The 11,330-nt window shown below is 45.1% G+C and carries 10 protein-coding genes; 6 read left to right on the top strand and 4 right to left on the bottom strand.

Annotated elements, in window-relative coordinates; translation table 11 throughout:
* Positions 1–274: 274 nt before the first annotated feature.
* On the top strand, positions 275–4,147 hold the full coding sequence (locus RFF05_RS13315) for an S-layer homology domain-containing protein (RefSeq protein WP_409967545.1): 3,873 nt from the start codon (positions 275–277) through the stop codon (positions 4,145–4,147).
* A gap of 182 nt (positions 4,148–4,329) precedes the next feature.
* On the top strand, positions 4,330–4,506 hold the full coding sequence (locus RFF05_RS13310; RefSeq protein WP_409967544.1) for a hypothetical protein: 177 nt from the start codon (positions 4,330–4,332) through the stop codon (positions 4,504–4,506).
* A gap of 84 nt (positions 4,507–4,590) precedes the next feature.
* Here RFF05_RS13310 and RFF05_RS13305 read toward each other — a convergent pair whose 3' ends face one another.
* A complete protein-coding gene (locus RFF05_RS13305) occupies positions 4,591–4,809 on the bottom strand; it encodes a helix-turn-helix domain-containing protein (RefSeq protein ID WP_409967543.1) in 219 nt (72 codons plus the stop codon).
* 163 nt (positions 4,810–4,972) lie between these two features.
* Here RFF05_RS13305 and RFF05_RS13300 point away from each other — a divergent pair, with 163 nt between their 5' ends.
* The 4 genes from RFF05_RS13300 to RFF05_RS13285 all read left to right on the top strand — a co-directional run bounded on the left by RFF05_RS13300 (position 4,973) and on the right by RFF05_RS13285 (position 8,461).
* Complete coding sequence (locus tag RFF05_RS13300; protein WP_409967542.1) at positions 4,973–6,136, top strand: AIPR family protein; 1,164 nt, start codon at positions 4,973–4,975, stop codon at positions 6,134–6,136.
* 170 nt (positions 6,137–6,306) lie between these two features.
* Positions 6,307–6,615: a helix-turn-helix domain-containing protein gene (locus tag RFF05_RS13295; protein WP_409967541.1), complete on the top strand. Its 309-nt coding sequence runs from the start codon at positions 6,307–6,309 to the stop codon at positions 6,613–6,615.
* Positions 6,615–7,739: an AAA family ATPase gene (locus tag RFF05_RS13290; RefSeq protein ID WP_409967540.1), complete on the top strand. Its 1,125-nt coding sequence runs from the start codon at positions 6,615–6,617 to the stop codon at positions 7,737–7,739. The genes RFF05_RS13295 and RFF05_RS13290 overlap by 1 nt, the downstream gene beginning before the upstream one ends.
* Complete coding sequence (locus RFF05_RS13285) at positions 7,736–8,461, top strand: DUF3226 domain-containing protein (RefSeq protein WP_409967539.1); 726 nt, start codon at positions 7,736–7,738, stop codon at positions 8,459–8,461. The genes RFF05_RS13290 and RFF05_RS13285 overlap by 4 nt, the downstream gene beginning before the upstream one ends.
* A 346-nt stretch (positions 8,462–8,807) precedes the next feature.
* On the opposite strand, the gene RFF05_RS13280 is transcribed toward RFF05_RS13285, so the two are convergent.
* From RFF05_RS13280 to RFF05_RS13270, 3 genes are all read right to left on the bottom strand, one after another.
* Positions 8,808–9,797: a hypothetical protein gene (locus RFF05_RS13280; protein ID WP_409967538.1), complete on the bottom strand. Its 990-nt coding sequence runs from the start codon at positions 9,795–9,797 to the stop codon at positions 8,808–8,810.
* An 86-nt stretch (positions 9,798–9,883) separates the two neighbouring features.
* Positions 9,884–10,501, bottom strand: coding sequence for a leucine-rich repeat domain-containing protein (locus RFF05_RS13275; protein ID WP_409967537.1), 618 nt, complete (start codon positions 10,499–10,501; stop codon positions 9,884–9,886).
* A 20-nt stretch (positions 10,502–10,521) separates the two neighbouring features.
* Entirely contained in the window at positions 10,522–11,298 is a 777-nt protein-coding gene (locus RFF05_RS13270; RefSeq protein WP_409967536.1) for a leucine-rich repeat domain-containing protein, read from the bottom strand.
* Between the last annotated feature and the right edge of the window lie 32 nt (positions 11,299–11,330).

Raw genomic sequence — 11,330 nt, 5'->3', positions numbered from 1 at the left:
CCTTTCAAGCCCCCATATCATTGATTGCCCACGTCTAGGCTGGTCTATATTGGTTGATTGCAATCTCTTCATTTTGCAATGAACCTTCAAAAAATATAGATAGAAAAACACACCAAATTACGCAGAATTTGGTAGAGTTTTTCTTGCCGAAATCGGTTGCAATCCCCCAATTTAAATGTTACAATATGTTGGAAATATCAGTCTGATTTAGATTATATTGTAACAAATTGGAAATAATTGTAACCAATTTGGAAAAACCTAGAAGGAAGAAAACATGAAAAAACTTTGGGCAACCGCCCTCATGGCCTTGGCCATGGCTGGTCTGATGACCGTCACCGCTGGGGCGGTGGAACTGGGGGCAGGCACCGCCGAAACCCCTTATGAAGTAGACAATGCTACCGATTTCGTAGAAGCAGTACAAGCTGGTGGCTATGTGAAGCTGACCGATAGCTTCACCGTTGCAAATGCCAAGTTGAATGACACTGTCACCCACAATTCTATTTTTGAAAACAATGCACAGACTAGCAAAACCATCGTGCTGGAAAAAGACGTGACCATCATCGGTAACGACAAAACCATCACTGGTTCCTTTGCACGACACAATGTGCTTTTCACCGTCAATTCTGATATTGACGTCGTGGTAGAAGATGTGACCTTCTATCAATTCAATCGTATAAACTCCGTCCGCACCTTCTATGTAAGCGCTGACGCAACAGGTGCATCTCTATCCTTGGATGACGTCACCTTCTCTGAGTGCGCTGACGAACCCGTCTATGTAATGGCTGGCGAATTGACTGTTACAAATTGTGATTTCACTGATTTGAAGTCCGATTCGGCTGATGCATCTGTTGCAGTTGGCATCTCCGTTTTGGGCAAAGATACCGAGGCCACCATCACTGGCACCAACTTCACCAACATCGAAAAGACTTGGGAACAAGCTGGTCAATCTGACCGCTATTTCGCAACTGGTATCTATGTAGAAGATGCCAGCGCAACCATTTCTGGTTGCACCTTTGACAACGTTGATAAAGAAGTCCACTCCAACGATGGGGATATCACCATTGATGATGAATCCCTCATTGCGTTGAATGGTTCTTATGTGGCACTAATTGGCGAATACACCTATGCATTGAACCACAGCCGTGATGTGGTGATGACCTACTCCAGAGGCGTAAGCTCTGCTGTGACCATCACCAACGATGCAAGCCTGTCCTCTTATGACGACGGCGACTTCACCCTGACCATCAACGCAGGCTATGATTTCACCATCGATGAAGGTGCAACCTTTACCATTGCCGAAGGCGCCACCCTGGTGAACAATGGCACCATCGTCAACAACGGCACCATCATCAACAATGGTACCATCACCTCCGCAACTGCCTTGACTGGCACTGGTGACTTCACCACCACTGATAGCGGCGTGTTCACTATCGCTGGGATTCAACTCTTTGGCGAAGGTGGCTACATGGAATTGGCCGCTGATAGCACCGCCACCATGTCCATCGAAGGTGGCGAAATCACCATCACCGTGGCTGGCGATGCCTCCATCCCTACTGGCAAAATCTTTGCCACCCAATTTGGCACAACTGGCACAACTGGCACAACTGGCACAACTGGCACAACTGGCACAACTGGCACAACTGGCACAACTGGCATCACTGTGGTGCAAGAGTCTGGCACCTTGTCTGTGGCCGGCACTTTGGAAATCGTGTCTGCTGACGATGCAGACGGCAGTGAAGTGGTGATTGCCGAAGGCGCATCCATGGATATCACTGGCACTGTGGCTGTAAGCCTTCACGGCGTGCTGACCAATGAAGGCACCATCGTGGTCAACGACGAAGCTGGCTTGGCGGCTGCTATCGCCGCTGGTGGTGATGTGAAACTGGGCGATGATATCGCCTTGACCGCACCTCTGACCATCACAAAGGGTGTGACCATCGATGGCGATGGTCATGAAATTTCTGGTCAAGGCGCAGGTAGCATCGTTTCTAATCATTACAGTGATTCTGGTATTGTAATTGATGTAGATGACGCTTCTCAAACCGTCACATTGAAAAATTTAACTGTTTCCGACATGACAAACTCTGGTGCCATTTATGCGGATTACGAAAATCCCCAAACCACGAAAGTTGTCTTTGACACTGTGACAGTGAATACGGTCACCCGTCATGGTATTGTGATTGAATCTGGTACCTTTGAAATCACCAACTGTGTGATTGATGCAAGCGGCCGCAACCATACCACCAACAATGCCATCGACGTGTATGGTGAAGCTGTTGACTATTTGGTGACTGGTACCATCACTGATTGCACTATCACAGGCGCCCCTCATGAAGACACTGATGATAGTGCTGGCGTTTGCCTGTGGGGCAACACCAGCGTGACCATCACTGGTTGCGACTTCTATAATTGTGATAATGCAATCGGCCAAGAACGTCTCGATGATACTACTGCTCTTGCCGTTTTGGCTGCATCTGACAACACCTTCACCGATTGCTACGGCGATATTTCCAACACTGAGGATGATTCCAACATTGTGTTCTCTGAAACCACTCTGCGTAACTCTTTGTCAGATAGCACCAGTGTAACATTGGCTTGCGACATTACCCTCACCGATGATTTGACCGTTCCTGGCACAGCAACTCTCACCATCGAATCCAACACCACTTTGACTGTTCCCAGCGCTTACGCTTTGACCATTGCAGATACTGCCACCATCAATGGTGTGGTCATCACCTTCAACGCTGGTTCTGGCACCTGTGGCACTGCTGCTGTTGTCATGGCCACCGATGGCACCCTGGAAACCATCCCCGCTGCTACTCGTTCTGGCTACACCTTCAAGGGTTGGACTGCAGAAGGCGTGACTGGTTATGTGACCACCGCTACTACCTTCACCGCAGACACCGAACTGACTGCTTCTTGGAGCAAGAACTCCACCTCCACTGGTGGCTCCTCTTCTAGCACCACCACTACCACCACCCCCGACACCACCACCAGCACCGACGGTAGCGTCAACGCTTCTGTTTCTACTTCCACCTCCACTTCTGGCTCCACCACCACCGCTACCGTCACCGATAGCAAGGTTGAAACCGCCATCGAAGCTGCTGTGGAAGCTGCCTCTGGCGAAACCGCAACTGTGGAAATCGCTGTGTCCACCAAGTCCTCTACTGACACCGTGTCTGCCGTCATCTCCGCCGATGCCGCCACTTCCATCGCCGATTCTGCCGTGGAAGCTTTGGTTGTGTCCTCTGACATTGGCACCTTGTCCATCCCCTCCGATGCTCTGACTGCCATCGCTGATCAAGCTAACGGCGCAGAAATCACCATCTCTGTGGCACAAGTGGCACCCGATACTCTGGCCACCACCACCGCCGCTTTGGCCAACGCCACCATCGTGGACTTGACCGTGGCCGCAGGCGACAAAACCGTGTCCTCCTTCGGCGGTGCCGAAATCACCGTCACCGTGCCCTACACCCTGCAAGATGGGGAAGATGCTTCCAACATTGTGGTGTGGTACATTGCCGACGACGGCACCATCACCCCCATGGAAACCACTTATGACGCAGAAACTGGCGTGGCCTCCTTTGCCACTTCTCACTTCTCTGTCTATGCCATCATCCACGACACCAACACCTTCACCGACGTGGATGTGAACGCTTACTATTATGATGCAGTGCTGTGGGCTGTTGAAAATGAAATCACTGCAGGCAAAGATGACTTCACCTTTGCACCCACCGAAGCTTGCACCCGTGCCCAAGCTGTCACCTTCTTGTGGCGTGCCGCTGGTGAGCCAGAAGCCACCATCGACAATCCCTTCTCCGATTTGGTAGAAGGCGCTTACTACTACAACGCTGTGCTGTGGGCTGTGGAAAACGGCATCACCACTGGCTACGAAGACGGTACCTTCCGTCCCAACACCACTTGCAACCGTGGTGCCATCGTCACCTTCTTGTACCGTGCCGCTGGTGAGCCCACCGCGTCTGGCACTGCCATGAGTGATGTGGCCGTTGGCTCTTACTGCTACAATGCAGTGCTGTGGGCTGTTGAAAATGGCATCACCACTGGCTACAGTGATGGTACATTCCAACCCAACACCGTATGCAACCGTGGCGCCATTGTAACCTTCCTGTATCGTTACATGGGCTAATCGTTGATACTGATCTGCTAAAGCAACAAAAACTGCCGTCTCAAATGGAGCATACCGCCCAAAATAAAGTCGGCCCCAAGTACAGCGGATTTAGTAAATAACGCAAACACCTCGTTGCCTTCTCCGCATAGAAAAATCCTCCCAATCATAGTCTATACCACTATGATTAGGAGGATTTTTTCATGAAACAACGACTACTGCCAACCTTCACCCTACTGCTCACTGCCGTGCTTTCCCTAGCGATCCTACTGCCAGCCAGTGCAAGTGACCGTGAACTCCCCATCTACAGCGTGGATACGGCACAAAAAGTATGCGCCATCTCCTTCGACGCCGCTTGGGCTGATGGCTGGGTGCGCTAGTGAGTTTTAGGTGTTAAAAGTGATATAAAATGGATAGTTTTATCCATTTTATATCACTTTTTATTGCAGTTGAAATTTGGGTGTTTACGGTAGGTTGATAAACAAATCAGAGATATGTATTCCTTGTGCTTCCGTGATTTTTTTGCATAGTTCAATGGTAATGCTGTGCTCGCCTCTCTCCAGGCGACCATAATAGGCTCTGCTAATCTCACAATCTTGCGCAAATTCTTCTTGTGTCATATGCCGTGCTTCTCTTAATTTCCGAAGTTCAGCCCCTATTTGGACATTGATATCATGTAACATAGTGCACCTCCTGACTGGATTCTACAATTACACCATAAAACGCCATTTATAGCGTTAATAATCCAAAAAATTATGCTATCATTCATTTCAGGTGGCAGCTAGGCTGTGTACCTAAAATACTGTAGCATCCTGTGAGATGCAAAAAGAAGTCAACATGATCCAAATGACATTTAAAGCAGAGGCTTTCCGAAAAATCCCCAATCCTTATTTGAAAGCCGACCAAGGCACCCAAGCAGCAGAGATGTATTTTGCAATCTGCGACATCAAAAACATCCCTGACAACATTCCCATGCAAACCAATCCTCGAGAACAAAAATTAACCACTGGGGTGGCTAAGAAAATCAAAGAATCCCTTCTGAACGAAGAAGCACTTGATTTTTATCTTTTAAACCGAGGCTTGCTTCTCTCTGCAAAAAGTGTAACTTACAACAACTATTCAAATGAAATCACAATTACCTTTGAGGATCTAGATGTCCATGGTAATGTAGATGGCGGACATACCTATAAAACCATTTTACAAAATCGTGATCAGTTGGACTTTGGTCAACAATATGTAAAACTAGAGTTTTTAACAGGTATCGAGAGCATCTTCCAAAGCTTGGCCGCAGCTCGTAACACATCTGTACAAATCCAGGACAAGTCTATCGCCGAGCTAGAAGATCGCTTTGAAATTATCAAATCTGCGTTGGCTAAGGAAAGCTTTATGAGCAGTGTCTTTTTCAAAGAAAATGACACAGGTGATATTGATGTAACCGATCTGTTGGCATTGCTCAATATGTTCAACATTGACCGCTATCCCGGCTTTGACAGCTTCCCTACCAATTCCTATAGTTCCAAAAAGAAGCGCATTGACCTCTATATTGCTGCACACAAAGAGTTTACCGAAACAAATGGCAACCCATATGTCAAAATGGTCAATATCATGCCTGATATTTTCAAACTATATAATACAATTGAACTGAAAATGGGTGACTTCTATAAGCAAAAAAATCCTTCTGGTCGATATGGTTCTATCAAAGGTGTTAGCATGCCACGCAATGGCCAAGTACTCAAATCAAAATTCATGCAAGATGAGTTAGACACAATGAGCCCCAACGGCTTCATTTATCCTATTTTAGGTGCATTCCGCGCTCTGTTGGCAGAAAAAGATGGGCAATACACTTGGAAATGCAATCCCTTCTCCATCCTAGAGAAAGTAGGCCCCGATTTAGTGGATTCCACTGTGCAAATGAGCCGTGCACTGGGTAATAATCCGCAATCTGTTGGCAAAGATATCAACATTTGGAAGACACTGTACATGACGGTGGCATTTTCTGCAATGAGTTAATAATAAAGTGACATAGAACGGATTCACGAATTCGCTCTATGTCACTTTTAGCTCATTGTCCGCAACATTATCAAATAACTTGATTGTTACAAAATATGATTTATTCGACATATTTCTATTGACAATATATCAATTTAAATATATCATGGTATTGAAATGAGGTGATTTCCTTGAATGATTTTGAAAATGAGCTAGACAAATTATTAAAAGCGGTGGAAGTTTCTCCCAACATTCTCGAACATCCGCCTGTACGGGAATATGACATTGCACAAGAGCTTCGAGAAATGATTATAGAACGCCGCACAGAAAGTGGTATAACGCAAATACAGTTAGCAGAGAAATCAGGTGTTTCTCAAGCAAACATCAGCAAAATAGAAAACGGAGTCTCACTCCCCAGTGTAGCTACTTTAAAAAAATTGGCAGACGCACTAGACTATCGTCTTGTCATTGATTTTATACCAGAGGAGGACGTGCTGTAATGGCCATTCATTTTGAGCAAATGCATATTTACGCATTCAAAGGGATCCAAAACCTAGCTATCCCAAGTCTAAATCATATAAACATCCTCACTGGCGATAATAACTGCGGAAAAACCAGTGTTTTAGAAGCCATTCAACTAATGCGAAATCCAACAGAATTTTCTGGAATATTGCGCGTCGCAAGAGAGCGAGATATCTGGAAAGGCTTTAGCGGAAGTGCCTCCCCATATGATGCCCTCTTAAATTTATTTCCTAAAAATGCAAAGGACTTAACCTTGGGGATGGATGTAATTTACAACGGCAAAGCACATGGGTTAACGCTATCCGGAACAACACGCCACGCCATGATTGATCCTAATTCCTCTCTAACACAACGTCCTTCTATCGCCTATCGTCTCCATCAAAAACGAGACTCCAATGAAATGGCCGAGATGGACATTTTTGAAGGCGTTCTGGCATATTCAAACGATGGAATCCTCACCAAACAACCAGTCTCCTTTACAGAGCAAACAGTACTGTCCGATCTCCGCTTGAAACGCACTTCTGCTACAAAAATCATCTATCGCCCAACTACACATTATGCCCACGGAAGTGTTTTTGGCAAGATTTTAAAAGATGATGGATATAAATCATTATGTCTATTTATATTACAAATTTTCGATGAAAACATTTCCGACTTACTTTTATTGAGGTCAGAAGATACTGGTCGTGCTGTTGAATATATCAAGCACGCCCAGTGGGGCAACATGCCATTATCCACCTATGGTGATGGCATCAAAAAGGTGCTTTCTATCGCCAGTGGCATTGCAGATGCAGCGGATGGTGTTTTACTCATCGATGAATTTGAAATGGCTATCCACGCACAACATTATGAGCAAATTTTCAGCTTTATCATCAAGGCCTGTCAACAAATGCGCGTTCAATTATTTATCACCACCCACAGCGAAGAAGCGATCGATAAAATGTTAGAAATCCAAGCATATGATGCACAACCCGAAACAGATTTCATCAACGTAATTACTCTAAAAAAAATATCTAGCGAAAAAAGAACCTATGCGCGCATTCTCTCAGGGCGTGAGACATATGCCAACCGTGAGAACTTCGGATTTGAGGCACGCCTATGATAAACATCATCCTGTGTGAAGGCAAAACGGATGCTATTTTATTGAGTTACTATCTATGTAAAACAGCAGGTTGGACTGTATTGAAAAAAGCTCCAAAAGGCATTGATATAAAACCGAAAAACCAAAACCAATCTGCCTTTTGCTATCAAAGAGAAAACGATATTTTACTCATTTGCGGCGTGGGTGGCGTGACGAATTTCCAAAAATTCATCCAAGATCACATCATACAAATCATGAAAAATCAACGTAATATTTCTAAAGTGGCTATTATGGTCGATCGAGATGATAAGGCCGAGAATGATTTACTTAATGAGATTGAGCAATTATTTTCTCCCTTGCTTGATAATATTGCTTCCAATCATTGGAGCCATCATACCTATATGGATGCATTTGAATACGAAGTTTCAGTAGATTTTTTGCCTCTCATAATTCCCCAAGCACAAGTTGGTGCATTGGAAACAGTCCTATTAAATGCGATCGCCGAGGATCCCTATGATGAAAAAATCGTAACACAAAGCCAGAAATTTGTTAACAAAATTGCCCCAGTAGCAGATAAATATCTACACACAAGACGCATGCGCCTGAAGGCAGAGCTATCAGTCACATGGGCAATCCAATCTCCCGATAAAGCTTTTGTATTTATTGATGAGCAATTGCAATCCATACCATGGGAAAACTCACAAACTTTGCGAGAATGTTTTACAAAACTACTGGAGATTTAAGTTAAACGCCACAATATAGCTTTTGAAATATATTGCAGGCAGAATATATCTCCAAAGCTATAAAATTGTCGAACCCTGTCGAATCGACGCGGATTGGGCTGATGTACGAATGCGTTAGTTAGTTTTCGAGGTAAAAAGTGATATAAAATGGATAGTTTTATCCGTTTTATATCACTTTTTATTTTAGTTGAAATTTGACCATCTACGGCATATCCCCACACTATCTCCCAACGGATAAGCTTAATCGATAATATACCGTCTTGTAACAGGGAGGTATAAGCTTACTTTTTTGGGGTAGTGTGAAGTTGGGGCTGTGCGCCTCATCCCTAGAGATTCCATTCCCATTTTACATGCGTTCTAGCTCGTCTTTCCATGCAAAAGAAAAGTTTGTTTCCCCATCTCGAAGTGTTACCAGTAGGAGACTTAGCAATGCTGTATCCCACCAGAGGTCATTGTTATAGGTTGCAAAGGGAATCGAACCTCCACCAAGCAACCCGAGCCCCATGTTGCAAAGGAAGAATGTCATGGTTTTCAAGGTGAAATAAATCAAAATGCCACAACAAAAAACCTTTGGCTCCAGAGCTAGTAATTTCAACTCTTTCCAACAGAGGTATAGAAAGCCGAGATACAATACAGCCACCAATAATACAATCCACAACCCGTAGGCATTGCTTAAATCAGCCAGCATATAGTCCGATGGATTTTCCACACCAGAAATGTGCCCACTCAAAACGGTTGGATTGATCCAAGCCCAAACCAGTGTCACCAACATCGCTACACTCAAAAACATCCATACGCTTCCTTTAGGCAGACAACCGTTGCGTTGATACATCACAATTGAGACAACACCTATGATTGCCACAATCATCCCAACGGCTGCGGAGTCTGTACTATAGGTGATCACCATCACCAGTGACAAAAGCAAGCAAAGTAGCGTCACCGCAGGATATCCACCGTTTCGAAAATGGAAAGCCAGCAGTAAGGTAACGACTACCCACACCGCCGATGGGAAGGCAGGGATTGCTGCCGAGCCCGCTATATATCTATGGCACAGAGCAACGACAGCATATATCCCTATCACCCCAACGGAAATGTGCAGTGGATGTTCTATCAATAGTTCTTGAATGAGACCACCCAAAAAGTAACATACCACGAAAATAACAAAGGCTATCAAATGAGCCCACAGGTAATATCTCTCCCCTGTTGATGTTGCGCCTAGCAAAATCATAACTTCATAGTTAAGGCAAGCACCCACCAACAGCAATAGTTTTCCATAAGACAGCAACAACTTCTGCATCCAGCGTTGCCGTTGTTGATGATATGTCAAGTGACGCATATCCACACCTCCTCCTACTATATCCTCAAATTCTATTACAGCTGTTCAGGATGCAACTTTTTATTGGATTGCAAAAAACACCAGCTTCAATCATCAAAAGACCATTCCAACTGCTCTACTGGACCGTGCGGGGTGTCAAATTTAACATAGCTTTCTAGGCGCATTCCGTCAAGCGCTATCTCTTCATCGGAAAACACTATATATTCCAGCATAGGACAGTAATAAAAGGCACTTTTGCCAATTTCTTGTACACTTTCTGGAATGATAATTTTACTCATACAGGTAGCCCCAAAAAACGCATGCGGAGCCACCTCGGTCACACTCTTAGGAATTGTAACCGCAGCATCTTTGCCGCTGTATTTTAATAGTACCCCTGCCACAATCAAAAAGCCCCGTCGGCCAACCAACCCTGTGCAACCACTAAAAGCGCTTGGGGTAATGGTTATCTTCTGATTAAAATCCACCACTTGGGTCAAGCTGGTACAACCTTTAAAGGCATCATGTTCAATCTCAAGCACACCTTCTGGAATGGTCACACAGGTCAGATTGGTACAGTCATAGAAAGCATACGCGCCAATCTTCGTCACTTCAACGCCCTCGATTTCAGAGGGAATTGTGACCTCTGCTTCGTTGCCCATATACCGTTTGATGGTGGCCTCGGTGTCGTTTCGCCATATCTCAAAGTCTTGAAACATCTTTGTCATATGCAACCTCCTTGTGGATTTTAACTGCAATTCACCTTGCAGTTGGGGGATTGAAGAAACGCATCTTCATCTACCTTTGTTTGGGTGGATGCAATCGTAACCTCCTCTAAGTTCGTGCACCAGCCAAAGCTGACGGCATCCACATGGCGAACGCTCTCTTGGATGTCAATCCGAGAAAGGGCTTCACACTTGCTAAAGGCTGCCCGACCAATCCGCTCTAACCGTTGTGGCAACACCACGTTTGTTAGGCCTATACACCCACTAAAGGCACGCGCTTTAAGTTCCAACAAAGTTTCTGGTAAGACGACCGTCTTAAGCTCTTTCTGATTGGCGAACACATCGTGTTCAATCACAGCGACTCCATCAGGGACTACTGCTTCCACACCAGAGCCGTTATAGCGGATGAGACGATTGTCTACCACCACGTATTCATCATCCAAGACGCCAAGGTCCTTGGCTTTTGCAAAATTTCGGAGATAGGCTTTCGTGGAAGCCTCATCAGGACAACTACTACTTCCGTTCCCACACAATTCCATCTTGTATGGTTCTACCCACAAATGAACGTCATCATCAAAGATGATGCGAATGCTGGCTTCCTCGCCAGCCTGTTCTGCCCTGAATTTAATGCTGACAAAGTTTTCTGCCCCATAGGGAGTTTTGATTTCGTCCAAATAAAATCTACCATCTGCATCCAAATAAAAATATGCAATCTCGTCCTCATCTAAGGTGGCGGTTTGCCAAAGTCCCGCCTTTTCAATACAGCGTTTTAACGTTGCTACGATTTCTTCTTTTGTCATGGTTTATACTCTCCTTTATACAATGATGCACA

Source organism: Bengtsoniella intestinalis, from assembly GCF_039719005.1.
Lineage (GTDB): Bacteria > Bacillota > Clostridia > Oscillospirales > Oscillospiraceae > Oscillibacter > Oscillibacter intestinalis.
Note: the sequence above shows the minus strand (reverse complement) of the source record. Positions and strands in the feature narration are given on the sequence as shown.